This is a genomic window from Paraburkholderia sp. BR10954 (genome assembly GCF_040965775.1).
Lineage (GTDB): Bacteria > Pseudomonadota > Gammaproteobacteria > Burkholderiales > Burkholderiaceae > Paraburkholderia > Paraburkholderia youngii.
In genome coordinates this window covers 12,724-37,441 of sequence record NZ_JBFRCK010000033.1, presented here as the reverse complement: position 1 = coordinate 37,441, position 24,718 = coordinate 12,724, and the positions used below count along the sequence as shown (strand labels likewise).

Sequence of the window (24,718 nt, the reverse complement as noted above, 5' to 3'; positions counted from 1 at the left end):
CGCATCCGGCGCCGCGCGCCAAAAATAGAACGGGCGAGACTCGCGTCTCGCCCGTCCGGAAAGCATCGTTGCCGCCGCGCTCGCATCGACGCGCGCAGCGGCGTCTCAAGCCGCGTCAGCTCACCGCGCTCACATCGAGCGGCGCGCCCGTCTTCGCCTTGATTTCGTCGACGCTCACGCCCGGCGCAAGTTCGGTCACTTTCAAGCCGTTTTCGGTCACTTCGATCACGCCGAGATCGGTGATGATCTCATCGACCACACCCACGCCCGTCAGCGGCAGCGTGCATTCTTCGAGGATCTTGTGCTGATCGCCCTTGGCGACGTGCTCCATCAGCACGACCACGCGCTTGACGCCCGCGACCAGGTCCATCGCGCCGCCCATGCCCTTGATCATCTTGCCCGGGATCATCCAGTTCGCGAGATCGCCCTTCTTGCTGATCTGCATCGCGCCGAGAATCGCCAGATTGATGTGGCCGCCGCGAATCATCGCGAACGAATCCGCCGAAGAGAAAATCGACGAACCGGGCAGCGTCGTCACCGTCTGCTTGCCGGCGTTGATCAGGTCGGCGTCGACTTCGTCTTCGGTCGGCGACGGGCCGATGCCGAGCAGACCGTTTTCCGACTGCAGCCATACTTCGACGCCCGCCGGCACGTGGTTCGCGACCAGCGTCGGCAAGCCGATGCCGAGGTTCACATAAAAGCCGTCCTGCAGTTCCTTCGCCGCGCGCGCGGCCATTTCGTCACGAGTCCATGCCATGATCAGTCTCCTTTCGCGCGGACGACGCGTTGTTCGATGCGTTTTTCCGGATGCGCATTCAGTACGATGCGCTGCACGAAGATGCCAGGCGTATGGATCGCGTCCGGATCGAGCTCGCCCACTTCGACGATCTCTTCGACCTCCGCGACGGTGATGCGGCCCGCCATCGCGCACGTCGGATTGAAGTTGCGCGCGGTGCGGCGATAGATAAGGTTGCCGGCCTTGTCGGCCTTCCATGCCTTGACGAGCCCGATATCCGCGGTCAGCGAATGTTCGAGCACGTAGTGGTTCTCGCCGAACTGGCGGGTTTCCTTACCCTCGGCGATCTGCGTGCCGAAACCGGTGTTCGTGAAAAACGCCGGGATGCCCGCGCCGCCTGCGCGCAGCTTCTCGGCGAGCGTGCCTTGCGGCGTGAATTCGAGCTCGAGTTCGCCGGCCAGGTACTGGCGCTCGAACTCCTTGTTCTCACCGACGTACGACGAGATCATCTTCCTGATCTGGCGCGTCTCGAGCAGCAGGCCAAGGCCGAAACCGTCGACGCCCGCGTTGTTGCTGATGCAGGTGATGCCTCGCACCTTCGAATCGCGCAGCGCCGCGATCAGCGCCTCGGGAATGCCGCACAAGCCGAAGCCGCCGACGGCGAACGTCTGCCCGTCCTTGACGATGTCCTTCAGCGCCTCGGCGGCGCCTGGATAGACCTTGTTCATCTGTATGTCCCTTCCTCTATGGAAACCCGAAACCTGTACGCAGGCCGCCGGATCATTGCGGCTGATATCGCAACTGGCGAACTTCACGTCGCCTCACGATACCGCTACGTCATTCTAGTAGTCATCCGCGGCATGCGCCGCGTTGTCATCTGCCCGAAAGAGTACGCTGGGCCCGCCATACGGCACAATACGCAAAAATACATAAGTACTTGCCGCCCCGCCCATGCCCTCCCTGGATTACCGCACTGCGTTTCACCTCGCGCCGATCGGACTCGTGCTATCGCGCGAGCGGACCATCGAAGACTGCAACGACGAGCTCGCGTCGATTTTCGGCTACGCGCGAGACGCGCTGATCGGTCAGTCATTCCAGGTGTTGTACCCATCGGCGGATGAGTTCGAGCGGATCGGCGCGCGCATTCCGCCGATCATGACCGCACAAGGCAGCTACGCGGACGACCGCATCATGAAACGCGCGAACGGCGAGCTGTTCTGGTGTCACGTGACGGGCCGCGCGCAGCAGCGCACCGACCCGCACGCGGCGGGTGTCTGGACCTTCGAGGATCTGAGCGCGACCCGCCGGGTCGCGGTGGAACTGACGCCGCGCGAGCGCGAAATCGCCGCGCAACTGGTGACGGGCAAGACCAGCAAGCAGATCGGCCGCGTGCTCGACATCAGCCCGCGCACGGTCGACGTCTACCGTGCGCGGCTCATGCGTAAATACGATACGGGCAATGCGACCGAGCTCTTGCAACGTCTGCTCGGGGATTGACAGAGAAAGGAAGGATGAAGCACGCGACCACGCTCAGGCAGCGCCGTCAGGCCGCCTTGACGAGAGCGGCGCTCTCGATGGCCGCGCGCAGCACGTCGGGCACTGGCATCGACTTGCCTGCCGCGTAGTCGATCCACACGCATCGCGCGGCGCCCCGCGCATAGAGCGTATCCGGCTCATCTGCACGCAGAAGCTCGAAAGCCGTATCGAAGCTGCTGCGCCCCGGCGTGGCCACCGACATCCGGCCGATCACGTCACCCGGATAGTGCAGCTGCTTCAGGAACTCCATCGACGCATTGACGATCACCGGCCCCTGCCCGTCCGGGCGCTCGCCGAGGAAGTCCATGTGTTCGAACCAGGAAATCCGCACCTGCTCCATGTAGCGAAAATAAACCGTGTTGTTGACGTGACCGAAGGCGTCCATGTCGCCCCAGCGGATCGGCATCGTCATTTCGAAAACTGCGTGAAAATCGCTCATGCTTTACTTCCGTTCTTCCTTTGCTGCCCGACTGTTGAAACGTTTGACTGCGCGCTCACGCGAGCCCGAAACCGTCGTCGGCGGCGATCACCGAGCCGTTGATGAACTGCGATTCGTCCGCCGCGAGCAGCAGGAGCAGCCCGTCGAGATCCTCCGGTTTGCCGACCCGATGGCGCGGCAGCATCGCAATCAGTTTCTGCCCCTGATCGGTCGACCAGTGGTGGTGGTTGATCTCGGTGTCGATATAGCCGGGGCAGATCGCGTTCACATTGATGCCATGCTTGCCCCACTCGAGCGCCATCGCCTTCGTCATGTGGACGACCGCGGCCTTGCTCATCGAATACAGGCCGATTTGCGGCAGCACTCGCAAGCCCGCCATCGACGCGATGTTGATGATCCGGTACGACGGCTTCTGCGCGTTGTTGCCGCGCATGATCATGCGCTTGGCGACTTCCTGCGCGACGAAAAAAGCGCCGCGCGTATTGGTGTCGAACACGTATTCGAAGTCCGCCGGCGTGACCTCGGACAGCTTCTGCGTAGTCGACACGCCCGAGTTATTGACGAGGATATCGATGGTGCCGGCTTCGGTCTCCGCGTGCGCGACCGCCGACTTGATGCTCTGGTAGTCGGTCACGTCGAGCGACACCACGTGCGCGGCTCCGCCGGACGCCTCGATTTCCGCGCGCAGCTCCTTGAGCCGCTCGGTCCGTCGGCTCGCCAGCACGACCTTCGCGCCCGCCTGCGACAGCACCTGCGCGAAGCGCTTGCCCAACCCGCTCGAGGCGCCAGTGATCAGCGCGACCTTGCCTTCCAGATTGATCGAACGGCCCATTGTCTTTCCTTGCTCGGTTGTAGTGACAACTGCGGTTGACGGGTTTGGTACGACCGCGATAAGGGTCTATACCGTATCATGAAATAGTACGCTCGTGCTAATCTGTGGCTTTTGGGTTGCGGCGTAGGGATCGATCGCCCACAATACGAACCCGAAAAAAGCATTCTAACGGTAAGAGGAGCATCAATGACCCCCGCAAGTCTCATTGAGCAGTACGGCCCGCGCGAGTCGATGGAGTATGACGTCGTCATCGTCGGCGGCGGCCCTGCGGGCCTGTCGGCTGCCATTCGTCTGAAGCAGCGCGCCGCCGAACAAGGCGTCGAGCTTGGCGTCTGCGTACTCGAAAAAGGCTCTGAGATCGGGGCGCATATCCTGTCGGGCGCGGTGATGGACCCGCGCGCGCTGACCGAGCTGATCCCGGACTGGAAGGAGAAAGGCGCGCCGCTGACGGTCGAGGTGACCGAAGACCGCTTCCTGTTCCTGTCGGCGACGGGCGCGAAGAGCGTGCCGAACTGGGCGCTGCCGGACAATTTCAAGAACCACGGCAACTACGTGATCAGCCTCGCGAACGTGACGCGCTGGCTGGGTCAGCAGGCCGAGGCGCTCGGCGTCGAGATTTTCCCGGGCTTTCCGGCGGCTGAAGTGCTGTACAACGACGACGGCTCGGTCAAGGGCGTCGCGACCGGCAACCTCGGCATAGGCAAGGACGGCGAGCCGACCGAGAACTTCCAGCTCGGCATGGAGCTGCATGCGAAGTACACGCTGTTCTGCGAAGGCGCGCGCGGCCACCTCGGCCGCCAGCTGAACGAGAAGTTCAAGCTGCGCGACGGCGTCGATCCGCAGGTGTACGGCATCGGCATCAAGGAGCTGTGGGAGATCGATCCCGCGAAGCACAAGCCGGGTCTGGTGATGCACACGGCCGGCTGGCCGCTCGAAAACGACACCTACGGCGGCTCGTTCCTCTATCACATGGACAACAACCAGGTCGTGGTCGGCTTCGTGGTCGGCCTCGGCTATTCGAATCCGTATCTGTCACCGTTCGAGGAATTCCAGCGCTACAAGACGCATCCGGCGATCCGCGCGATTCTCGAAGGCGGCAAGCGCGTGTCGTACGGTGCGCGCGCGATCACCGCGGGCGGTCTGATGTCGCTGCCGAAGCTGGTGTTCCCGGGCGGCGCACTTGTCGGCGACGACGCGGGCTTCCTGAACGCGTCGCGCATCAAGGGTTCGCACGCCGCGATCAAGACCGGCATGCTCGCCGCCGACGCCGCATTCGCCGCGGTACGGGCCGGCCGTCAGTCGGACGAACTGACCGCTTATCCGGAAACCTTCAAGACGTCGTGGCTCTACACCGAGCTGTATCGCGCGCGTAACTTCAAGCAGTGGATGAGCAAGGGTCTCTACCTCGGCACGCTGATGGTCGGCGTCGAGCAGAAGCTGCTCGGCGGCAACGTGCCCTGGACGCTGCATCATCAACATTCCGATCATGAGATGCTGAAGCCGGCTTCGCAGTGCAAGCCGATCACGTATCCGAAGCCGGACGGCAAGCTGACGTTCGACCGGCTCTCTTCGGTGTTCATCTCGAACACGAACCACGAGGAAAATCAGCCGGCGCACCTGACGCTGAAAGATCCGACCGTGCCGGTCAACGTGAACTGGCAGACTTACGCCGGACCGGAGTCGCGTTATTGCCCGGCTGGCGTGTACGAGTTCGTGAAGAACGACGAAGGCAACGAGCGGCTCGTCATCAATGCGCAGAACTGCGTGCACTGCAAGACCTGCGATATCAAGGACCCGACGCAGAATATCGTGTGGGTCACGCCGGAAGGCGGTGGCGGGCCGAACTATCCGAACATGTAATTGTTGTGCTGTTTGCTTTTGCGGCGCTGGGCGATAAGCGGCAGCGTCGCGAAGGCAAATTCCGATAGCGCGCTCGCGCCTTCGTCTGCGCGCATTCTCGCGCGTTTCGTCCGTCCCCTTCCCTATTCATTTTCATGGCGGCTCGTTCGCCGCCAATCTCGGGGCCGCGTCAGCGTTACGGCGCGCTCGCCGCGATCTTCGGCGTGCTCACGGCCACATCGCCGCATTGCGCGCGATGGCGCAGCGCGTGATCGATCAGCACGAGCGCAAGCATCGACTCGGCGATCGGCGTCGCGCGAATGCCGACGCACGGGTCGTGCCGCCCGAAGGTTTCGACGACCACCGGCTGTCCCGCCTTGTCGATCGAACGGCGCGGCGTGCGAATGCTCGAGGTCGGTTTGATCGCGATCGACACCGTGATGTCCTGTCCCGTCGAAATGCCGCCGAGCACCCCGCCCGCGTGATTGCCGATGAAGCCCTCCGGCGTCAGCTCGTCGCCATGCACCGAGCCGCGTTGCGCAACGCTCGCGAAGCCCGCGCCGATCTCGACGCCCTTCACCGCGTTGATGCCCATCATCGCGTGCGCGATGTCGGCGTCGAGGCGGTCGAACAGCGGCTCGCCGAGGCCGACCGGCACACCGGAGGCGACCACGTTGATGCGCGCGCCGATCGAATCACCGTCCTTGCGCAGCGCGTCCATATACGTCTCGAGCTGCGGAACGATCTGCGCATTCGGCACGAAGAACGGGTTTTCGCGCACCTGCGCCCAATCGACGAACGGCACGTCGATCTCGCCGAGCGCGGCCATATAACCGCGGATCTCGGTGCCGAACTTCTCGCGCAGCCACTTCTTCGCCACCGCGCCCGCCGCGACCGTCGGCGCCGTCAGCCGTGCCGACGAGCGGCCGCCGCCGCGGTAATCGCGAATGCCGTACTTCTGCCAGTACGTGTAGTCGGCGTGGCCGGGGCGGAACGTCTCGGCGATGTTGCCGTAGTCCTTGCTGCGCTGGTCGGTATTGCGGATCAGCAGCGCGATCGGCGCGCCGGTGGTTTGACCTTCGAACACGCCCGACAGGATCTCGACCTTGTCCTCTTCCTGGCGCTGCGTCACGTGGCGCGACGTGCCCGGCTTGCGGCGATCGAGTTCGAACTGGATATCGGCTTCGTCGAGCGCCATGCCCGGCGGGCAGCCGTCGATCACGCAGCCGATAGCGGGGCCGTGCGATTCGCCAAAGGTCGTGACAGTGAAAAGCGTACCGAGCGTGTTGCCGGACATGAGCGTCGTCCAAAGAAATTCGGGGGAGAACGCTATTATGCCAGCCCGCTCGCCCCGAAGACGGGCGTGGCGACAGCGCTGCCGAATGCGGGCGAGAGTGGACGAGCTAGCGACCCCGGCATCCGCGCACCGGCCCAAGGCTATTTGCGCGCGCCGCGCAGCTCGGTCACGATCTGCTGCAGTGTTTCCGGCGTCGCGAGCGCCGGGTCGATCGGCTCGCCGACCGCGAGGCTCAGCCGGCTCATCACGCCTTTTCTGAGCGGACGCGGCCAGTGGGCATCGACCGCGCGCGAAAACACGCTGCCCCACAGACCACGCAGCGCCATCGGAATAACCGGCGCCGGGGTGCGCCTGACGATCTCGGCGACGCCGTGGCGAAACGGGTTCAGCTCACCGGTGCGCGTCAGCTTGCCTTCGGGAAAGATGCAGACGAGTTCGCCGTCCGCGAGCGCCCGCGCGCACAGATCGTAGGCACGCGAGAGCAGCGCCGCATCCTGATGCGCGGGCGCGATCGGAATCGCCTTCGCATGCCGGAACAGCCAGCCGACGAACGGCGAGCGGAAGATTTGATGGTCCATCACGAAGCGGATCGGCCGCGGGCTTTCGGCCATGATGACGATCGCATCGACGAAACTGACGTGGTTGCACACGAGCACCGCCGCGCCGCGCTCCGGAATCCGCTCCGCGTGCACGAGCCGGATCCGGTAAAACGTATGCACGAGCAGCCACGCAACGAAGCGCAGCAGGAACTCGGGCACGAGCGAATAGATGTAGCCCGCGACCACCACGTTCAGCAGCGCGGTGACGAGAAAAATTGCCGGAATGCCGAAGCCCGCGGCGGTCAGGCCCATCGCCATCAACGCCGACACGATCATGAACAGCGAGTTGAGGATATTGTTCGCGGCGATGATGCGCGCGCGATGACTCGGCTGACTACGGCTCTGAATCAGCGCATACAGCGGCACGCTGTAGAAGCCGCCGAACATCGCGAGCAGGAACAGATCGGCGAGCACGCGCCAATGCGCGAACCGCGCGAGAAATTCCCCGACGCTGAGCAGATGCCCCGCCGGCGGCAGCGCATGGCTCGCAAAAAAAAGATCGATCGCGAACACGCTCATGCCGATCGAGCCTAGCGGCACGAGGCCGACTTCGATCCGCCGCTTCGACAGCCGTTCGCACAGCAGCGAGCCAATGCCGATGCCGATCGAAAACGTGGCGAGCAGCACGGTCACGACGTCCGGATCGGCGGACAGCACGTCCTTCGCAAAATTGAAAAACGACGCGAGGAACGTCGCGCCGACGAACCACAGCCACGAGATGCCGAGCAGGCTCAGAAACACCGTGCGGTTTTCGTGCGCGAGCTTCAGATTGCGCCACGTTTCGCTGACCGGGTTCCAGTTGATGCGCAAGCCGGGCTGCGGCGCGGGCGTAGCCGGCACGAAGCCGGACACGCCGCGCCCGATCAGCGCGATCGCGATACACGCGCCGGCGAGCACCACCGCGCCATGCTCGGCGAACCCCGCGCCCGCGCCGCCGACGATCGTGCCGACAAGGATCGCGACGAAGGTGCCCATCTCGATCATGCCGTTGCCGCCGACCAATTCGGCCTTCGACAGATGCTGCGGCAGATACGAGTACTTGACCGGCCCGAATACGGTCGAATGCACGCCCATCAGGAACGTGCACAGATACAGCAACGGCGCGCTATGCAGCCAGAAGCCCGCGCCGCCGACCAGCATCACCGCGATCTCGAAAGTCTTGACGAGACGCGTGAGCAAGGCCTTGTCGTACTTGTCCGCAATCTGGCCGGAAGTGGCCGAGAACAGCACGAACGGCAGAATGAAAATCGCGGAGATCAGGAACGCCGCGGTTTTCGGATCGACGCCCGAAAACCGCGCCGCCTGATAGGTGACGAGCGACGTGAAGCCGATCTTGAACACGTTGTCGTTCATCGCGCCGAGAAACTGTGTCCAGAAGAACGGCGCGAAACGGCGCTGGCGGAGCAGGCGGAACTGGGATTCGTGCGCTTCGTGCGCGCGAGCGGCGCGGCGGGCGGCAGGCAACGGACGATCGTTCATGAAGTCAGAACAACGGCGCGGAAAATGGCGATGAAGCGCGCGGAGCGGCGGACAAACGGGCCGGTGCGACGCGCGCTCCAGATCCGGGCACCGGCCCGGACACAAAAAAAGCGCCCGCTTGCGCGCGCGCCCTGTCGGCGGATTCGCGCTCCCGGCGACGGCCGGAGCGCGACCTTCGAGCCACGCGCATCAACGCGCCGGCTGCTGATCCTGTCCTTCCTGCTCTTCCGGCCAGTCGCGGATATAGGCCTTCAGCATGCGATTCTCGAACCCCTGCTCCTCGACCACCGCCTTCGCGACGTCGTAAAACGAGATGACGCCCATCAGCGTGCGGCTTTCCATGACCGGCAGATAACGCACGTGATGCTCGAGCATCATGCGGCGCACTTCGTTGACGTCGGTTTCGGGCGTGCAGGTGAGCGGATGGTCATCCATCACCTTGCGGATCGTCGAAGTACCGACGCTGCCGCCGTTCTCCTTCAAGGTCAGAATGATTTCGCGAAACGTCAGCATGCCGACGAGGTCGCCGTACTCCATCACGACGAGCGAGCCGATGTCGTGCTCGGCCATGGTAATGACGGCGTCATGCAGCGTGGTATCCGGCGTGACCGTAAAAAGGGTGTTGCCCTTGACTTTAAGAATGTCGCTGACTCGCATGATCTATCTCCTGGTACCGCCAATCTTGCAGTGCATTAAATGGTTGTTTCGATCCTATCGGAAAGGCCCATAAAAGGAAAGCGGCCCGCCAGTCAAGGCTCGGCGGGGTTTCGGGGGCTCCAATTCATCTGACTTCCAGATAGCGAGCATGCCCCGCTCCCGGCACGAGCCACATAAATCCGCGGTCCATCCCACGGGAAAACCGCGCTTGAAGCGGCGCGCGCCAATGATAGGATGGCCGGCCTACCCTGATCATTCGCGTGGCCCCTCGCGGCCCGCCGCACACGATGTCCGCCAACCGTTTCGATACGCTTGCGCTGCACGCCGGCGCTGCCCCCGACCCCGCCACCGGCGCGCGCGCGACGCCGATCTACCAGACCACGTCGTTTTCGTTCCGCGACTCGGACCACGCCGCCGCGCTGTTCAACATGGAGCGCGCCGGCCATGTCTACTCGCGCATCTCGAATCCGACCGTCGCCGTGTTCGAAGAGCGCGTCGCCGCGCTCGAAAATGGCGCCGGCGCGATCGGCACCGCGAGCGGCCAGGCCGCGCTGCATCTGGCGATCGCGACGCTGATGGGCGCGGGCTCCCACATCGTCGCGTCGAGCGCGCTGTACGGCGGCTCGCACAATCTGCTGCACTACACGCTGCGGCGCTTCGGTATCGAGACGACCTTCGTGAAGCCCGGCGACCTCGACGCGTGGCGCGCCGCGCTGCGCCCCAACACGCGCCTGCTATTCGGCGAAACGCTCGGCAATCCGGGCCTCGAGGTGCTCGACATCGCCGCGCTCGCGCAGATCGCGCACGCGCACCGCGTGCCGCTGCTGGTCGATTCGACCTTCACGACGCCCTACCTGCTGCGCCCGTTCGAGCACGGCGCCGACTTCGTGTACCACTCGGCGACCAAGTTTCTCGGCGGCCACGGCACGACGATCGGCGGCGTGCTGGTCGACGGCGGCACGTTCGACTTCGAGGCTTCCGGCCTTTTCCCCGAATTCACCGAGCCATACGACGGTTTCCACGGCATGGTGTTCGCCGAGGAAAGCACCGTCGCGCCGTTCCTGCTGCGCGCGCGGCGCGAAGGCTTGCGCGATTTCGGCGCGTGCCTGCATCCGCAGGCCGCGTGGCAACTGCTGCAAGGCATCGAGACGCTGCCGTTGCGCATGGAGCGGCATGTCGCCAACACACGCCGCGTGGTGGAGTTTCTCGCCGCTCATGCGGTGGTCGAATCGGTTGCCTATCCCGAGCTGCCGACGCATCCCGACCACGCGCTCGCGAAGCGGCTGCTACCGCGCGGCGCCGGAGCGGTGTTCAGCTTCAACCTGCGCGGCGACCGCGCGGCCGGGCGCGCCTTCATCGAAGCGCTGACGCTGTTCTCGCACCTCGCGAACGTCGGCGACGCGCGCTCGTTGGTGATCCACCCGGCATCGACGACGCACTTCCGCATGGATGCCGCCGCGCTCGCCGCGGCCGGTATCACCGAAGGCACGATCCGTCTGTCGATCGGGCTCGAAGATCCGGATGACCTGATCGACGATCTCAAGCGCGCGCTGAAGGCCGCGCAAAGAACCGCCGCTGCGGCGCCCGCCGCCACGAACGCCCCCGCCCGCCCGGAGTCCGCATGATCGTCACCGTCCAAGGCAAACCGGCCTACGCCTACAGCGGCGGCAAACCCTTCGACGCGGGCCTGCCGACCGCCGTGTTCATCCACGGCGCCGAGCACGATCACAGCGTGTGGGCGCTGCAAAGCCGCTATTTCGCGCATCACGGCTTCGGCGTGCTCGCGCTCGACCTGCCGGGCCACCGGCGCAGCGCCGGCCCCGCGCTCGCCAGCATCGCCGCGCTGGCCGACTGGCTCGCCGCGCTGCTCGATGCGGTGGGCGTCACGCGTGCGTTCGTCGCCGGTCACAGCATGGGCTCGCTGATCGCGCTCGACTTCGCCGGCCGCTATCCGCAGCGCGCCACGCATCTTGCGCTGCTCGCGACCGCGCTGCCGATGACCGTCTCCGACGCGCTGCTCGACGCCGCGCTCAATCGCGAGCCCGAGGCGATCGACATGGTCAACCAGTGGTCGCATTCGACGCTCGCCGCGAAGCCCTCGTGCCCCGGCCCCGGCTTCTGGCTGCACGGTATGAACCAGCGGCTGATGGAGCACGTGTCCGCCAGCGGCGAGCCGCATCTGTTCCACACCGACTTCACCGCCTGCCATACCTATGCGGACGGCCTCGCCCGCGCGCCGCAGGTGCGTTGCGCGACACGCCTGATCGTCGGCCGCCGCGACGCGATGACGCCGCCGCGCGCGGCGAAAGCGCTCGCCGATGCGCTCGCGCAGGCGGGCACGCCGGTCGACACCGTCACGCTCGATGCGGGCCACGCGTTGATGACCGAGCAACCCGACGCGACGCTCGATGCGCTGTACAGCTTCGCCACGCGGGCAGCGCACGAAGGGCGCTGAATCACGACGATACCCACGCCGAAGCCGCCGCGCCATCGGCCGAATGGCCAGGTTGCGTTAGGCAGGCGATCGCCGGAGAATGATTGAAGCTGTCTTTTTCAGCCTCCGGAGGCCGCTATGGCTCATACAGCACATACCGATCACTTCGCGAGCTTCGCGGAGTTTTATCCGTACTACCTGAGCGAGCATCGCAACATCGCGTCGCGGCGGCTGCATTTCGTCGGCTCGCTCGGAGTCATTGGCTTTCTCGCGATGGCGCTCGCCACCGGCAACTGGGTATGGCTGCCGGCGGCCGTGGTGTGCGGCTATGGCTTCGCGTGGGTCGGCCATTTCTTCTTCGAAAAGAACAAGCCGGCCACCTTCCGTCATCCGCTTTACAGCCTGATGGGCGACTGGGTGATGTTCAAGGACATCTGCGTGGGGAAGATTTCGTTGTAGTTTTACCAAGGCGGCTCGAAGTCGAGCCGCCCTGTCACGCCGCCTGGTGCGGCATCGAAGCCGCCACGCGCTCGTTTCCGGGTCGCGCCGCCCTTGCCGCCGCGCGCGAGGCAAGGAGCGCGGCGAGCGTCACCTTCAGCTGGTCGTTGTCGAGCGCGGCGAGCAGCATACCGCCGTCAACCCGTGTGGAGTCGAGTTCGAGCTGATACGTAAGCTCCGCGCGGTCGATCACGAACAGGTCGTACAGCCGCTGCACGGTCACCTGCGCCGGGTTCGCGAGCAGCACGTAGTGCGGGCCGGTATGGTCCTCCTCCAGCCGCGCGATCCACTCGATCTCCTCGAGACGCTGCAACAGCATCAGCGTCGTATCCTTGTCGCGGCGAAGCATGCGCGCAAGCTCGGGCATCGTGTAGCCACGTCTGCCGCCCTCACGCGCTTCGCACAGCCGCGCGAGCAATTCGAGCGAATCGAACAGATTGCTGCCATAGAACACCGGGCGGTGAAACTGACCGATGCGGATCGCCGGCAACGCCGATGCGATCATCGCTCCGGTCAGCGTGATGAACCAGCAGAGATACATCCACACCAGGAACAGCGGCACCGCGGCGAACGCCCCGTACACCGCCGTATACGTTGGAATACGGCGCACGTAGTAGCCGAAACCGCGCTTGGCGAGCTCGAACGCGACTGCGGCGATCACGCCGCCGACCACCGCGTCGCGCCATTCGACACGGCAGTTCGGCAAATAAACGTAAAGAATCGTGAACGCGAGCATCGTGAACGGCAGCGTGGCGCTGGCGAGCGCCCATTCGATCAGCGGTGTGATGCGCTGCGCGGCGCTAAACGACATCGATTGCGTGAACAGATACGACGAGATGGACAGGCTCACGCCGATCAGGATCGGACCGAGCGTGATGATCGCCCAGTACACGAGGATGCGCTGCGCGACGGGCCGCGCCTTGCGCACGCGCCAGATCACGTTGAACGCGGACTCGACGGTCATCATCGTCATCACCGCGGTGACGAACAGGATGATCATGCCGATCGTGGTCAGCCCTTTGGCCTTCGACGCGAACTGGTTCAGATACTTGAAGATCTGATCGTTCAGTTGCGCGGGCATCAGGTGATCGGCAAGAAAAAACTGCAGCGACGCCTGGAACGAGCTGAAGATCGGAAACGCGGTGAACAGCGCAAACGCGACGGTGGCGAGCGGCACGAGCGCGAGCATCGTGGTGAACGTCAGGCTGCCCGCGACCTGCGGAATCCGGTCCTCGCCGATGCGTTGCGCGGCGAATTGCGCGAGCCGTTTGAGCGTGTCGAGATCGAAACGCACCCTAACCAACAAACCTGCCTCCTTGCTTGCTGAACCGTCAGAACGGGACTGCGGGAACCCCTTGCGGCGTTTGGCCGAACCTCCTGGCCGAACGGCTATGAATGGCCTGTGCGACGGACCGAACCCCTATAATACCCGTTCAATGATGAGGCCTATGAAAGACATTCTCGTGCTTTATTACAGCCGTCACGGCGCCACGCGCGAGCTCGCGCTGGCGATCGCGCACGGCGTCGACAGCGTCCCCGGCATGCAGGCGCGCGTGCGCACCGTACCGGCGGTTTCCACGGTCTGCGAGGCGAGCGAGCCGGACATCCCCGCCGAAGGACCACCGTACGTCGAGCTGCGTGACCTCGAAGAATGCGCGGGCCTCGCGCTCGGCTCACCGACCCGCTTCGGCAACATGGCGGCCGCGCTCAAATACTTTCTCGACGGCACCACGCCGCAGTGGCTATCCGGCGCGCTGTCGGGCAAGCCGGCCTGCGTGTTCACGTCGACCGGCAGCCTGCACGGCGGCCAGGAATCCACGCTGCTGTCGATGATGCTGCCATTGCTCCATCACGGCATGCTGATCGTCGGCATTCCGTACACGGAGAGCACGCTGACCACCACGCAAACCGGCGGTACGCCGTATGGCGCGTCGCATTTCGCGCGCGCGGGCACGGCCGGCCACGGCATCTCCGCCGACGAACGGACGCTGGCCATTGCGCTGGGTGCGCGCGTTGCGCGCACGGCGGCGTCGATGTCCGAACGGCCGTGAGCGCAAAGCCGTGAACGACCCGCATCCGCAACCAACCGAACGCGACGACGCCCGTCGGGACGCCAGCGGCGCGGAATTCGCAAGCACGTCGGCAGCCGCAACCGTTGTACCCGTGCAGCCCAAAGCCGCCGCCGCGCTCGTCGCCGCTTTCACACTGGTCGCGATGATCGTGCTGGCAGTCGCATGGGAATGGTGGCTCGCGCCATTGCGGCCTGGCGGCTCGCTGCTCGTGCTGAAGGCGTTGCCGTTGCTCTCCGCGTTGCCCGGCGTGTGGCGACGTCGGCTCTATACGATGCAATGGGCGTCGATGCTGATCTTGCTGTATTTCGCCGAAGGCGTCGTGCGCGGCTGGAGCGATCATGGCTTGGGCGCGCGGCTCGGCTGGCTGCAAGCGGCGCTCGCCGTGGTCTTCTTCGCCTGCGCGCTCGCGTATGTCGGGCCGTTCAAGCGCGCGGCGCAACGAGCCGCGAAGCAAGCCGCGAAGCAAGCCGCGAAGCAAGCCGCGAAGCAAGCCGCGAAGCAAGCCGCGAAGCAAGCCGCAAAGCAGGCTGCAAAGCAAACCACCGGCGAACCAACCCCGCCCCCCTGACGTCCAAGCCTCAGAACCGTCAACCGATCCACATGAAACACACCGCTTTTCTCGCCGCCTGCTGCGACGCCATCGGCGCGGCTCACGTCCTGACCGATCCGCACGACACCGCTCCCTTTCTGACCGACTGGCGCCGCCGCTACACCGGCGCGGCCTGCGCGGTGCTGTGCCCGGCCACGTCCGCGCAAGCCGCCGCGCTCGTCAGGCTCGCGGTCGAACATCGCGTCGCGCTGGTGCCGCAGGGCGGCAACACCGGCCTCGCAGGCGGCGCGACACCTGACGCCAGCGGCGCGCAGGCGGTCATCAGCCTGCGCCGCCTGAATCGCGTGCGCGACATCGATCCGCACAACAACACGATCACCGTCGAAGCCGGCGTCATCCTCGCCGACGTGCAGAAGCACGCCGAAGCGGCCGGGCGTCTGTTTGCGCTGAGCCTCGCCGCCGAAGGCAGCTGCACGATCGGCGGCAATCTGTCGACCAACGCGGGCGGCACCGGCGTGCTGCGCTATGGCACCACGCGCGAGCTGTGCCTCGGCCTCGAAGTGGTGACGCCGCAAGGCGAACTGTGGGACGGCCTGCGCGGGCTGCGCAAGGACAACACCGGCTACGATCTACGCGACCTGTTCATCGGCGCGGAAGGCACGCTCGGCCTGATCACCGCGGCGGTGATGAAGCTGCATCCGCAGCCGGCCGCGCGCGTGACCGCGCTCGCCGCGCTCGCATCGCCGCATGCGGCGCTCGATTTTCTCGCGCTCACGCAACGCGTCGCCGGGCCGCTCCTGACCGGCTTCGAACTGATGTCGGATTTCTGCCTGCGCCTCGTTGGCCGGCATTTCGAACAGATGCGTTATCCGTTCGCCGAACCGCATGCGCAAATCGTGCTGCTCGAACTGTCGGACGGCGAAAGCGAAGAGCACGCGCGCAGGCTGTTCGAGGGGCTGATGGAAACCGCGCTCGAACAGGGTCTCGTCGAAGACGCCGTGGTCGCGGAAAACCTCGCGCAGTCGCGCGCGTTCTGGAATCTGCGCGAGCACATTCCGCTCGCGCAGGCCGAGGAAGGCCTGAACATCAAGCACGACATCGCGGTGCCGATCTCACGCATCGGCCACTTCATCGAAGCGACCGATGCCGAGATCGCGCAAGCCGCGCCGGGCGCGCGCATGGTCACGTTCGGCCATCTCGGCGACGGCAATCTGCACTACAACGTGCAGGCGCCCGAGGGCGTCGATGCGAAGGCGTTTCTGCGCCAGTACCAGAGCCCGATCAACCGGATCGTCTACGACAGCGTGAATGCGCACCGCGGCAGCATCAGCGCGGAACACGGACTTGGCCAGCTGAAGATCGACGAAGCCGCGCACTACAAACAGGACGTCGAGGTGCGGATGATGCGCGCGATCAAGCAGGCGCTCGATCCGCTCAACCTGATGAATCCGGGCAAGGTGCTACGCTAATGTTTGAAGCCACCGCGATCCGGCGCGGCGGCGTTTCGCAGGAGTCGCGTCCGTGAAGATTCGCGTGCTGTCCGATCTGCATCTGGAAAACGACGAGCCTGAACTGATCCCGCATGCGCAGGCGGATCTGGTCGTGCTGGCGGGCGACATTCACAACCACGCGGCCGGCCCGCGCTGGGCCGCGCAGGCGTTCGACGACACGGTGCCGGTCGTCTACGTACCGGGCAATCACGAGTATTACGACGGCGAGTTCGGCGCGCTGGAGAGCGCGACGCTCGACGCGGCCGCGCAGGTCGATAACGTGCACCTGCTGAACAACGCCACGCTCGTCGATAGCCAGGGGCGCTGGCGCGTGCTCGGCACGACGTTGTGGACCGACTTCGCGCTGTACGGCGCGACGCCCGAAGCAATCGAGGAATCGATCGTCGCCGCGCGGCGCGTCATGCTCGATTATCGCGGGCTGATCCAGATGAACTGGCCGCACGACCCGCGCGACGCCGCGCGCGACTTCACGCCGGCCGATTCGCTCGCGCTGCACCAGCATGCGCGCGCGTGGCTCGAAAGCGAGCTGACCAAACCATTCGCCGGCCAAACGATCGTGGTCACGCACCATGCGCCGCATCGGCTGAGTCTCGCCGAGCGCTTTGCCGATGACCGCGTGTCGGCGGGCTTCGTCAATCACCTGCCGGAGCTCGTGCGCGCGCCTGTCGCGTTGTGGATTCACGGCCACACGCATACGTCGTTCGACTATGTGGTGGACGGCACGCGTGTGGTGTGCAATCCGCGCGGCTATTTCGACCGGCGCACGCGCGAGTGGGAAAATCCGCTGTTTGCGTGGGACAAGGTCGTCGAGATCTAGCTGGTTCTAGCGGGCCCGCTCACCGCTCTCGCCGCGGCGCATCCTGTGACTCGACTTCGACCGGAACGAGCCGCGGCTGCTGTACACGCATGCGGCGCAGCAAATCGCGCGACGCGGCGACGCCGATCAATCCGAACATGACGGCCAAGCCGATCATCAAGTGCGTATCCATGGATGTGTCGTCCTTCAGTGGTTGCGAGGTGCCGAACGGCGGCGAATCCAGCGCGTCCGGCCAGAGCGGCGACGCGTGAACGACACGTTAACAAATCGACTGCGCGGCAGAAGTAAAGAAATGTTGCGACGCGGCGCGTGTGTAACAGGCTGTCACGTCTCGCGCCCCTCGAACGTCAACGCTTGACGAGCGGACCGTTCAGGTTCGCGCGAACTGCCGCAATTCTTCCTGATCCGCCGCCAGAGTCGAGGGCAACTCGTCGCGCAGGAATTCGACCCATGTGCGGATCTTCGCATCGAGATACTGCCGCGACGGATACAGCGCATACAGATTCATCTGCTGCGATGTGTACTCGGGCAGCAGCCACACCAGTTCACCGCTGCGCAAACCACTAATCGCCGAGTAGATCGGAATCAGCGCGATGCCCATGCCCTGGGCGACAGCCACGACCATCGCCTCGGCCACGTTCACCTGGAACGTCGCCGAGCCGAGCGACACGACTTCCTCGCCGTTCGGGCCGTCGAAGGTCCATTTGTCGGGCGGGTACACCGGCGTCACCATCTGCAGGCAGGTGTGCTGCACGAGGTCCGCGGGCGTTTGCGGTACGCCGCGCCGCTCGAGATAGGCAGGCGACGCGCACGCAATGCTGAACGCGCTGCCAATGCGCTGCGACACGAGCCCCGAGTCCGGCAGGACGGTGGCGAGCGTCAGCGACACGTCGAAGCCTTCGTCGAGCAGATCCGGCATGCGCTGCGCGAGCGTCAGTTCGACATGCACGTCCGGGTAGCGCTGCTGGTAACGGCTCACGGCCGGCACCACGTAGTGCTGGCCGAAGCTCGTCGTCGCATGAACCTTGAGCTTGCCGGACGGGCGCGCGTGCGCGTCGCTCGCCTCGGCCTCCGCCTGATCCACGTACGCGAGGATCTGCTCGCAGCGCTGCAGATAGCGCTCGCCCGCCTCGGTCAGCGCGATGCGGCGCGTGGTCCGGTTCAACAGCCGCGTGCGCAGATGCGCTTCCAGATCGGAAACCGCGCGCGACGCGTAGGCCGTCGTCGTATTCAGATGTTGCGCGGCGCCCGTGAAGCTGCCCGCTTCGACGACGCGGACGAATACGCGCATGTTTTGAAGCGTGTCCATACCTATCCTCTGTCGACCGGAGTTTGCGCTCTAGCCCTTGCTCCGATCCCATGCAACACAGTTGCGAAAAATCGGCAGCGATTGTTACACGATCAGCAATGGCCATTATCTCATGTCTCGTAAGAATGCCTTGCATCTTTACCGGTTATTCCGCAATTGATCGAAAAATATAATTGCGCACAAGGTTCTATAGTCAAATTTGGAGGAAATCGTGCAGTCTCCGGTACACAAAGGGATCGCCGCAGCCTCGGTTCTTACGATCCTATTAACAATCGCCGGATGCGCAAGTACCGGGGGCGTGGCGCCGCAAACGCGCACGATCAATCCTTCATCGCTCGACGCCGGCAACGCGATTCGCGCCGCCAACGCCGATGCGCAGTGGCCCGCCGCCGCCTGGTGGCGTGCCTATGACGATCCGCAGCTGAACCGGTGGATCGCGGACGCACAGGCCGGCAATCCGAGTCTCGCGGTCGCCCAGGCGCGCGTGCGCGAGGCGGCGTCGATGGCCGGCGTCGCGCGCGCGGCGCTCGCGCCGCAAGTCAACGGCAGCCTGTCGATCCAGCGCGAACAATGGCCCGACAACGTGTTCTACGGGCCGGGGCCGCTCGCCGGCGAGCAGTCGTGGAACAACACCGGCACCCTCGCCCTCGCCTATCACCTCGACTTCTGGGGCAAGGACAAGAACGCCGCCGAGCGCGCGCTCGACCTCGCACACGCGAGCGCCGCCGACGCGCGCGCCGCGCAGCTCGAACTGCAAGCGAACGTCGTGCGCACCTATATCGAAATGTCGCTGAACTACGCGCTGCTCGATATCGCGAAGGCCACGCTGCAACAACAGCAGCAAATCGTCGACCTCGCGAACCGGCGCCTGAAGGGCGGCATCGGCACGCAGCTCGAAGTGAGCCAGGCCGAAACGCCGATGCCCGAGTACGAGCGCCAGATCGACGCGATCGAGGAAAAGATCGCGCTCGGCCGCAATCAGTTGGCCGCGCTCGCGGGCAAGGGTCCAGGCGCCGGCGACGCGATCCAGCGCCCGACGTTGTCGCTCGCCGCGCCCGCCGGTTTGCCGGCCGCGCTGCCCGCGGAGCTGATCGGCCACCGCCCCGACGTGGTCGCGGCGCGCTGGACGGTCGCCGCACAGGCGCGCGGCATCGACGTCGCCAAGGCAGGGTTCTATCCGGACATCAACCTGCTCGCGTCGATCGGCGGCTATGCGGCGATGGGGCCGCTGTTCCAGTTCCTGAAGAGTCCGTCGCATAGCTGGAGCGTGGGCCCCGCGCTGACGCTGCCGATCTTCGACGGCGGCCGGCTGCGCTCGCAGCTCGGCGCCGCGTCGGCGGGCTACGACGAAGCGGTCGAGCGCTACAACCAGTCGATCGTCACCGCGCTGAAGGACATTTCCGACCAGGTGATCCGCATCCGTTCGCTGACCACCCAGGCCGACGACGCCGACCGCTCGGTCGCTGCCGCGCGCAGGAACTACGATCTGTCGCGCGAGGGTTTCCGGCGCGGCTTGACCGACTATCTGAACGTGCTGGTCGCGCAAAACCAGTTGCTGCGTGCGCAGGAAGGCGTCGCCAAGGTGCAGGCCGAGCGTCTTGGCGCGCATGCGTCGCTGATAACGGCGCTCGGCGGCGGTCTCGACGATCCGGCCAACGGTCCGCGGGATAACGAAACCTTGCCGGCGCATGGCAAGGGCAACAACGAAGGCAGAAGCGGCTCGGCGGATAGCGGCGCGGCGAAGGCAAAGGCCGATCCGCATGCCAACGCCAGCACAAATGCAGTCACCACCGCCACCACCGTCTCGCGCCCCCCGAGCGCGCCCGCGTCCGAGTAACAAAGGCCATGTCCTCCTCGCCCTCCCCGTCGACCGCGCGCCCCGCGTCGTTCGCCGCGCTCTACCAAGCCGCCGCCCACTGGGCGCGCACCGACGGCCTCGTGTGGATGTACCTGTTGAAATCGCTCGCCGCGTGTTTCCTCGCGCTCGGCATCGCGATGAAACTCGATCTGCCGCAGCCGCGCACCGCGATGACCACCGTGTTCATCGTGATGCAGCCGCAAAGCGGCGCCGTGTTCGCGAAGAGCTTCTACCGGATCTGCGGCACGCTGGTCGGTCTGGTCGTGATGCTCGCGCTGATCGGCCTGTTCGCGCAGCAGCCGGAGCTGTTCCTGATTACGACCGCGATCTGGGTCGGCATTTGCACCGCCGGTGCCGCGCGCAATCGCAACTTCCGTTCGTACGGCTTCGTGCTGGCCGGCTACACGGCCGCGCTGATCGGCATCCCCGCGTGGCAGCATCCGGACGGCGCGTTTCTCAGCGCGCTCACGCGGGTCGCCGAAGTCGTGATCGGCATCATCTGCGCGGGCGCGGTAAGCGGCCTCGTGTTTCCGCAATTCGCCGGCCAGCAGATGCGCAGCACTGTGCGCGCGCGCTTCTCGGCCTTCGTCGAATACGTGTCGGCGTCGCTGGCCGGCCGCAACGACCGCGCGCAGATCGAGGCGACCAATGCGCGCTTCGTCGCCGACATCGTCGGCTTCGAGGCCGCGCGCAGCGTCGCCGTGTTCGAAGGCCCCGATTCGCGGATGCGCGGCGGGCGCCTCGCGCGTTTGAACAGCGAGTTCATGACCGCGTCGACGCGCTTTCACGCGCTGCATCAGCTGATGAACCGTCTGCGCGAGAACGGCACCCACGGTGCGTCGATTGCGATCGACGCGCTCGAGCCGTACTTCAAGGAGATCGCGCCGTTGCTCGCGAAGTCGGGCGAGCCGGTGCTGAGCGCGGTCGACGCCGCGCACGCCGCGGCGCAGCTCGACACCTACAGGAGCGAATTGCCGAAACGCGTGCGCGCGACGCGCGACGAGCTCGAAACGCATCCCGACGCGCCGTTGCTCGATTTCGACACGGGCGCCGAACTGCTGTACCGCTTCATCGACGACCTGCACGCGTACGCGGCGACCTACGCGTCGCTCGCGGTCGACACGCACGCGCGCGAACGCTGGATCGAGCGCTACGAACCGAAAACCAATGCGATCGCCGCCGGCGTCGCGGGCCTGCGCGCGGCCATCGTGATGCTGGTGCTCGGCGCGTTCTGGATCGCGACCGCGTGGCCGAGCGGCTCGACGCTGACGCTGGACGCGGCGGCCGTGTGCGCCCTCGCGTCGTCGTCGCCGGACCCGAAGCGCACCGCGTTCCAGATGGCCGGCGGCACGGTGCTCGCGACGCTGATGGGCATGACCGCGGTGTTCGGCGTGTATCCGCACATCGACGGCTTCGTGATGCTGTGTGTCGCGCTCACGCCGTTCCTGCTGCTCGGCGTGTTCATGACCACGCGTGCGAAGCTCGCGGGCTACGGCGTCGGCTATTGCATCTTCTTCTGCTTCCTCGCCGGCCCCGACAACGTGATTCACTACGACCCGAGCTCGTTCATGAACGACGCGCTCGCGCTGGTGCTGTCGATGCTGGTGGCGTCGATCGCTTTCGCGGTGCTGCTGCCGCCGTCCACGCCGTGGCTGCGCAACCGCCTGCTCGTCGACCTGCGCCGCCAGGTGGTGCTGGCTGGCCGCGCGAGTCTTGCGCGCGTGCGCTCGCGCTTCGAGAGCGGCGCGCGCGATCTGATGTTCCAGATCAACTCGCTGTCGCAGAACGAGCCTGAGACGAAGCGCGACACGCTGCGCTGGCTGTTTTCGGTGTTGGAGGTCGGCAACGCGGTGATCGACCTGCGCCGCGAAATCGCGACGCTGCCCAACGAGCCGCGCTACCACAAGGCGGCACCGTGGCGCGTCGCACTGCGTGCGCTGCGCGATGCGCTCGCGGCGCTGTTCGAGCGGCCGCGGGAACAGCACTTCGCGCGCGCGCTCGCGACGACCGCCGACGCGATCGCGCAAGTACAGCAGTTGATGGCCGGCTTCACGCCATCGCGCGAAGAACGCCATCAACTGCTGCGCATCCTCAGTCAACTGCATTTCATCCGTACCGCGCTGCTCGATCCGCAGTCGCCGCTCGCCTCGGCGATCGGCGCGCGCGCGGACACCTCAGAAGAAGGAGCTCCTCATGCCGCGTGATATCGCCGTGCTCGATGCCTATGTGCCGGCCATTCTGCTGCTGTTCATCGCGGGCGCCGCGCTGACCTGGCTACTCGATCGCGTGATCGCCTATACGGGCCTCTATCGCGTGGTGTGGCATCCCTCCCTGTTCCGGGCGAGCTTGCTCGTGTCCGTGTGCGGCCTTCTCGGCCTCGCCGTTTATCGTTGATCAGAGTCGAAACATGACCATCCGAAATCTTGTGGGCTTCATCGCGACAGCCGTCATTTTCATCGTCGCGATCCTGATTGGCCGCGTGCTGTGGGTCCATTACATGGACGAACCGTGGACGCGCGACGGCCGCGTACGCGCCGAGATCGTCAACGTTGCGCCGGACGTGTCGGGCGCGATCGTCGATCTGCCGGTCAAGGACAACCAGTTCGTGAAGAAGGGCGACCTGCTGATGCAGATCGATCCGTCGCATTATCAGATCGCGGTCGAGCAGGCGCAGGCCGCGGTGGCCGCGCGCAAGGCCGAATTGCAGATGAAGCGCGACGACGCGCAACGGCGTGCCGACATGGATTCGCAGGTGGTGTCGAAGGAAAGCCGCGAAAACGCGACGCATACCGCGTCCGCCGCTGGTGCCGCCTATCAGCAGGCGCTCGCCGCGCTCGACGCCGCGAAGCTGAACCTCGAGCGCACGCGCGTCGTGTCGCCGGTCGATGGCTACGTGACCAACCTCTCCGTGTTCCGCGGCGACTATGCGACCGCCGGCGCCGCGAAGCTCGCGATCGTCGATAGTCATTCGTTCTGGGTGTATGGCTATTTCGAGGAAACCAAGCTGCCGCACGTGCGCATCGGCGATCAGGCCGAAGTGCGGCTGATGAGCGGCGGCACGCTGCAAGGCCATGTGGAGAGCATCTCGCGCGGCATCTACGACCGCGACAATCCGCAAAGCCACGAGTTGCTGGCGGACGTGAATCCGACCTTCAACTGGGTGCGCCTCGCGCAGCGCGTGCCGGTGCGTGTGAAGATCGACTCGGTGCCGGCCGATGTGATGCTGGCGGCGGGCACGACCTGCACGGTGGTCGTGCGGCCGGGGACGGGGTCCAACTCCCACTTCGCGTCGGCCAACGCGAGCTGACGAGCGCATCGTTTTTTGTAGGCGGAACTGCCTCATCGTCGCCTTCAGCCCTATCCGCCTTGTCGTGTGCGAGGCGGTTAAGAACTTCTAACCTCTCGCCAGCGTGAAGCTGCGTCAAGGCAGCGGAAGCTTGCTGTCATCGAGCCGGCGCGGAGGATTGGCTCCCCAACGTGCTTTTATCTGTTCCGGAGTCTCGGGAGGCCATTTCACGCCCATCCTGATGATGCGATCCCGGATTTCGACCAGTTTCCTGTAGGCCGGTGAATCGGGCGCGGGCGCGTTTCTGTTGATGTCATGAGAAAGCGCGAATGGGAACGATACGCCGTTGATGTTGTAAGTGGACGGGTTCGCGCCGTGATCGAGAAGGTAGTCGATCTGGTCGAGTGCGTTGTTCATTAATGCTTCAAATAGCACTGAATTACGCAACGAATCGCGCCGGTTCACATCTGCGCCACGCTCCACCAGCAGCTTGAGTGAGGCGGATGTCGACTCCTTTGCAACATCAAAAATTATCGGGGTGCCTTCTGAAATCAAATTTGGATCAACACCGCCGTCCAGCATGGCACGCAGGAATTCCGGGTGAGAGCTGTTGAGCATGACTCCGAGCGGGTCACCAAAATCCGGCACTTCCTGCAAGGGATCGGCTCCGGCCTTCACCACCTCCGACGCAACCGCGAGCCGATGCGGGTCGCGCTGCAACGCCTCCTGAAACGCAAAAAACAGCATCGTCATGTTCTTGCGTCCGGGCGTGTTCAGGTCCGTCTTTGGTGCCAGCCGCCTGACCTGCTCCATGTCGCCGCGTTCGATGGCCTGCGCCAGTTCGAGTTGCGCGCCGCCAAAGAAATCAGTGGCGGGAGATTTTTTCATTGCATGAACCACAGAAGATAGCGCCAGTAACAGCACTGGCACGATCAGGATTCGGCTGAGTGTTTTCATCGCTTTCAGCCT

24 protein-coding genes are annotated in these 24,718 nt (G+C 65.2%); 13 read left to right on the top strand and 11 right to left on the bottom strand.

Translation table 11 applies throughout. The features are described 5' to 3' along the window. Positions 1-115: 115 nt before the first annotated feature. Together AB4Y34_RS32670 and AB4Y34_RS32665 are read right to left on the bottom strand one after the other, a co-directional pair. Positions 116-757, bottom strand: a complete 642-nt coding sequence (locus tag AB4Y34_RS32670; RefSeq protein WP_013089923.1) for a CoA transferase subunit B — start codon at positions 755-757, stop codon at positions 116-118. Between the two features lie 2 nt (positions 758-759). Then, complete coding sequence (locus AB4Y34_RS32665; protein ID WP_368718370.1) at positions 760-1,464, bottom strand: CoA transferase subunit A; 705 nt, start codon at positions 1,462-1,464, stop codon at positions 760-762. A 223-nt stretch (positions 1,465-1,687) separates the two neighbouring features. Between AB4Y34_RS32665 and AB4Y34_RS32660 the strand changes: the two genes are divergently transcribed. After that, positions 1,688-2,233 (top strand): LuxR C-terminal-related transcriptional regulator, encoded by a 546-nt coding sequence (locus tag AB4Y34_RS32660; RefSeq protein ID WP_176108078.1) that lies wholly within the window; start codon positions 1,688-1,690, stop codon positions 2,231-2,233. A gap of 46 nt (positions 2,234-2,279) precedes the next feature. Here AB4Y34_RS32660 and AB4Y34_RS32655 read toward each other — a convergent pair whose 3' ends face one another. Continuing rightward, on the bottom strand, positions 2,280-2,711 hold the full coding sequence (locus AB4Y34_RS32655; RefSeq protein WP_176124024.1) for a thioesterase family protein: 432 nt from the start codon (positions 2,709-2,711) through the stop codon (positions 2,280-2,282). Between the two features lie 55 nt (positions 2,712-2,766). After that, positions 2,767-3,543, bottom strand: coding sequence for an SDR family oxidoreductase (locus AB4Y34_RS32650; protein WP_013089927.1), 777 nt, complete (start codon positions 3,541-3,543; stop codon positions 2,767-2,769). 186 nt (positions 3,544-3,729) lie between these two features. On the opposite strand from AB4Y34_RS32650, the gene AB4Y34_RS32645 reads away from it, so the two are divergent. Then, positions 3,730-5,403 (top strand): electron transfer flavoprotein-ubiquinone oxidoreductase, encoded by a 1,674-nt coding sequence (locus AB4Y34_RS32645; RefSeq protein ID WP_176382171.1) that lies wholly within the window; start codon positions 3,730-3,732, stop codon positions 5,401-5,403. 175 nt (positions 5,404-5,578) lie between these two features. Here the strand turns inward: AB4Y34_RS32645 and aroC are convergent, their stop codons facing one another. From aroC to AB4Y34_RS32630, 3 genes are all read right to left on the bottom strand, one after another. Next, positions 5,579-6,679, bottom strand: coding sequence for a chorismate synthase (aroC, locus tag AB4Y34_RS32640; protein WP_176382173.1), 1,101 nt, complete (start codon positions 6,677-6,679; stop codon positions 5,579-5,581). A 140-nt stretch (positions 6,680-6,819) separates the two neighbouring features. Further along, complete coding sequence (locus AB4Y34_RS32635; protein ID WP_368718369.1) at positions 6,820-8,757, bottom strand: MFS transporter; 1,938 nt, start codon at positions 8,755-8,757, stop codon at positions 6,820-6,822. A 189-nt stretch (positions 8,758-8,946) separates the two neighbouring features. Then, on the bottom strand, positions 8,947-9,414 hold the full coding sequence (locus AB4Y34_RS32630) for a CBS domain-containing protein (RefSeq protein WP_026228653.1): 468 nt from the start codon (positions 9,412-9,414) through the stop codon (positions 8,947-8,949). 287 nt (positions 9,415-9,701) lie between these two features. Here AB4Y34_RS32630 and AB4Y34_RS32625 point away from each other — a divergent pair, with 287 nt between their 5' ends. The 3 genes from AB4Y34_RS32625 to AB4Y34_RS32615 all read left to right on the top strand — a co-directional run bounded on the left by AB4Y34_RS32625 (position 9,702) and on the right by AB4Y34_RS32615 (position 12,307). Next, positions 9,702-11,039, top strand: a complete 1,338-nt coding sequence (locus AB4Y34_RS32625) for an O-acetylhomoserine aminocarboxypropyltransferase (protein ID WP_368718368.1) — start codon at positions 9,702-9,704, stop codon at positions 11,037-11,039. After that, entirely contained in the window at positions 11,036-11,869 is an 834-nt protein-coding gene (locus AB4Y34_RS32620) for an alpha/beta fold hydrolase (protein ID WP_368718367.1), read from the top strand. The genes AB4Y34_RS32625 and AB4Y34_RS32620 overlap by 4 nt, the downstream gene beginning before the upstream one ends. A 117-nt stretch (positions 11,870-11,986) precedes the next feature. Further along, on the top strand, positions 11,987-12,307 hold the full coding sequence (locus AB4Y34_RS32615; protein WP_176108070.1) for a DUF962 domain-containing protein: 321 nt from the start codon (positions 11,987-11,989) through the stop codon (positions 12,305-12,307). 34 nt (positions 12,308-12,341) lie between these two features. Here AB4Y34_RS32615 and AB4Y34_RS32610 read toward each other — a convergent pair whose 3' ends face one another. Then, the gene (locus AB4Y34_RS32610) at positions 12,342-13,652 is read right to left on the bottom strand and encodes a YihY family inner membrane protein (protein ID WP_176380424.1); all 1,311 of its coding nucleotides are present in this window, start codon (positions 13,650-13,652) and stop codon (positions 12,342-12,344) included. 142 nt (positions 13,653-13,794) lie between these two features. Between AB4Y34_RS32610 and wrbA the strand changes: the two genes are divergently transcribed. From wrbA to AB4Y34_RS32590, 4 genes are read left to right on the top strand one after another with little or no spacing between them, the layout of a single operon-like run. Next, positions 13,795-14,397, top strand: coding sequence for an NAD(P)H:quinone oxidoreductase (gene wrbA, locus AB4Y34_RS32605; RefSeq protein ID WP_176108068.1), 603 nt, complete (start codon positions 13,795-13,797; stop codon positions 14,395-14,397). Positions 14,398-14,407: 10 nt separating this feature from the next. Beyond that, positions 14,408-14,986 carry a DUF2069 domain-containing protein gene (locus AB4Y34_RS32600; protein WP_368718366.1) on the top strand — a complete coding sequence of 193 codons (579 nt, stop codon included), beginning with the start codon at positions 14,408-14,410 and terminating at the stop codon, positions 14,984-14,986. Positions 14,987-15,018: 32 nt separating this feature from the next. After that, a complete protein-coding gene (locus tag AB4Y34_RS32595; RefSeq protein ID WP_368718365.1) occupies positions 15,019-16,437 on the top strand; it encodes an FAD-binding oxidoreductase in 1,419 nt (472 codons plus the stop codon). A gap of 52 nt (positions 16,438-16,489) precedes the next feature. Continuing rightward, on the top strand, positions 16,490-17,296 hold the full coding sequence (locus tag AB4Y34_RS32590) for a metallophosphoesterase (RefSeq protein ID WP_368718364.1): 807 nt from the start codon (positions 16,490-16,492) through the stop codon (positions 17,294-17,296). Between the two features lie 19 nt (positions 17,297-17,315). On the opposite strand, the gene AB4Y34_RS32585 is transcribed toward AB4Y34_RS32590, so the two are convergent. Together AB4Y34_RS32585 and AB4Y34_RS32580 are read right to left on the bottom strand one after the other, a co-directional pair. Continuing rightward, the gene (locus tag AB4Y34_RS32585; RefSeq protein WP_368718406.1) at positions 17,316-17,456 is read right to left on the bottom strand and encodes a hypothetical protein; all 141 of its coding nucleotides are present in this window, start codon (positions 17,454-17,456) and stop codon (positions 17,316-17,318) included. 210 nt (positions 17,457-17,666) lie between these two features. Further along, positions 17,667-18,605, bottom strand: coding sequence for a LysR family transcriptional regulator (locus tag AB4Y34_RS32580; protein WP_368718363.1), 939 nt, complete (start codon positions 18,603-18,605; stop codon positions 17,667-17,669). Between the two features lie 211 nt (positions 18,606-18,816). Between AB4Y34_RS32580 and AB4Y34_RS32575 the strand changes: the two genes are divergently transcribed. Genes AB4Y34_RS32575 through AB4Y34_RS32560 form a run of 4 tightly spaced genes read left to right on the top strand, consistent with a single transcriptional unit; the run spans position 18,817 to position 23,770 of the window. Continuing rightward, positions 18,817-20,442, top strand: coding sequence for an efflux transporter outer membrane subunit (locus AB4Y34_RS32575; RefSeq protein WP_368718362.1), 1,626 nt, complete (start codon positions 18,817-18,819; stop codon positions 20,440-20,442). Positions 20,443-20,450: 8 nt separating this feature from the next. Further along, positions 20,451-22,667 (top strand): FUSC family protein, encoded by a 2,217-nt coding sequence (locus AB4Y34_RS32570; RefSeq protein WP_368718361.1) that lies wholly within the window; start codon positions 20,451-20,453, stop codon positions 22,665-22,667. After that, the gene (locus tag AB4Y34_RS32565; RefSeq protein ID WP_013089944.1) at positions 22,657-22,857 is read left to right on the top strand and encodes a DUF1656 domain-containing protein; all 201 of its coding nucleotides are present in this window, start codon (positions 22,657-22,659) and stop codon (positions 22,855-22,857) included. The genes AB4Y34_RS32570 and AB4Y34_RS32565 overlap by 11 nt, the downstream gene beginning before the upstream one ends. A gap of 13 nt (positions 22,858-22,870) precedes the next feature. After that, positions 22,871-23,770 (top strand): HlyD family secretion protein, encoded by a 900-nt coding sequence (locus AB4Y34_RS32560; protein ID WP_176135534.1) that lies wholly within the window; start codon positions 22,871-22,873, stop codon positions 23,768-23,770. A gap of 114 nt (positions 23,771-23,884) precedes the next feature. Here the strand turns inward: AB4Y34_RS32560 and AB4Y34_RS32555 are convergent, their stop codons facing one another. Then, positions 23,885-24,706: an ankyrin repeat domain-containing protein gene (locus AB4Y34_RS32555; RefSeq protein ID WP_176380416.1), complete on the bottom strand. Its 822-nt coding sequence runs from the start codon at positions 24,704-24,706 to the stop codon at positions 23,885-23,887. Positions 24,707-24,718 lie beyond the last annotated feature (12 nt).

Coding starts and splice junctions, on each gene's coding strand:
- AB4Y34_RS32670 (WP_013089923.1), bottom strand. CDS start 757: ATGGCATGGACTCGTGACGAAATGGCCGCGCGCGCGGCGAAGGAACTG.
- AB4Y34_RS32665 (WP_368718370.1), bottom strand. CDS start 1,464: ATGAACAAGGTCTATCCAGGCGCCGCCGAGGCGCTGAAGGACATCGTC.
- AB4Y34_RS32660 (WP_176108078.1), top strand. CDS start 1,688: ATGCCCTCCCTGGATTACCGCACTGCGTTTCACCTCGCGCCGATCGGA.
- AB4Y34_RS32655 (WP_176124024.1), bottom strand. CDS start 2,711: ATGAGCGATTTTCACGCAGTTTTCGAAATGACGATGCCGATCCGCTGG.
- AB4Y34_RS32650 (WP_013089927.1), bottom strand. CDS start 3,543: ATGGGCCGTTCGATCAATCTGGAAGGCAAGGTCGCGCTGATCACTGGC.
- AB4Y34_RS32645 (WP_176382171.1), top strand. CDS start 3,730: ATGACCCCCGCAAGTCTCATTGAGCAGTACGGCCCGCGCGAGTCGATG.
- aroC (WP_176382173.1), bottom strand. CDS start 6,679: ATGTCCGGCAACACGCTCGGTACGCTTTTCACTGTCACGACCTTTGGC.
- AB4Y34_RS32635 (WP_368718369.1), bottom strand. CDS start 8,757: ATGAACGATCGTCCGTTGCCTGCCGCCCGCCGCGCCGCTCGCGCGCAC.
- AB4Y34_RS32630 (WP_026228653.1), bottom strand. CDS start 9,414: ATGCGAGTCAGCGACATTCTTAAAGTCAAGGGCAACACCCTTTTTACG.
- AB4Y34_RS32625 (WP_368718368.1), top strand. CDS start 9,702: ATGTCCGCCAACCGTTTCGATACGCTTGCGCTGCACGCCGGCGCTGCC.
- AB4Y34_RS32620 (WP_368718367.1), top strand. CDS start 11,036: ATGATCGTCACCGTCCAAGGCAAACCGGCCTACGCCTACAGCGGCGGC.
- AB4Y34_RS32615 (WP_176108070.1), top strand. CDS start 11,987: ATGGCTCATACAGCACATACCGATCACTTCGCGAGCTTCGCGGAGTTT.
- wrbA (WP_176108068.1), top strand. CDS start 13,795: ATGAAAGACATTCTCGTGCTTTATTACAGCCGTCACGGCGCCACGCGC.
- AB4Y34_RS32595 (WP_368718365.1), top strand. CDS start 15,019: ATGAAACACACCGCTTTTCTCGCCGCCTGCTGCGACGCCATCGGCGCG.
- AB4Y34_RS32580 (WP_368718363.1), bottom strand. CDS start 18,605: ATGGACACGCTTCAAAACATGCGCGTATTCGTCCGCGTCGTCGAAGCG.
- AB4Y34_RS32570 (WP_368718361.1), top strand. CDS start 20,451: ATGTCCTCCTCGCCCTCCCCGTCGACCGCGCGCCCCGCGTCGTTCGCC.
- AB4Y34_RS32565 (WP_013089944.1), top strand. CDS start 22,657: ATGCCGCGTGATATCGCCGTGCTCGATGCCTATGTGCCGGCCATTCTG.
- AB4Y34_RS32560 (WP_176135534.1), top strand. CDS start 22,871: ATGACCATCCGAAATCTTGTGGGCTTCATCGCGACAGCCGTCATTTTC.
- AB4Y34_RS32555 (WP_176380416.1), bottom strand. CDS start 24,706: ATGAAAACACTCAGCCGAATCCTGATCGTGCCAGTGCTGTTACTGGCG.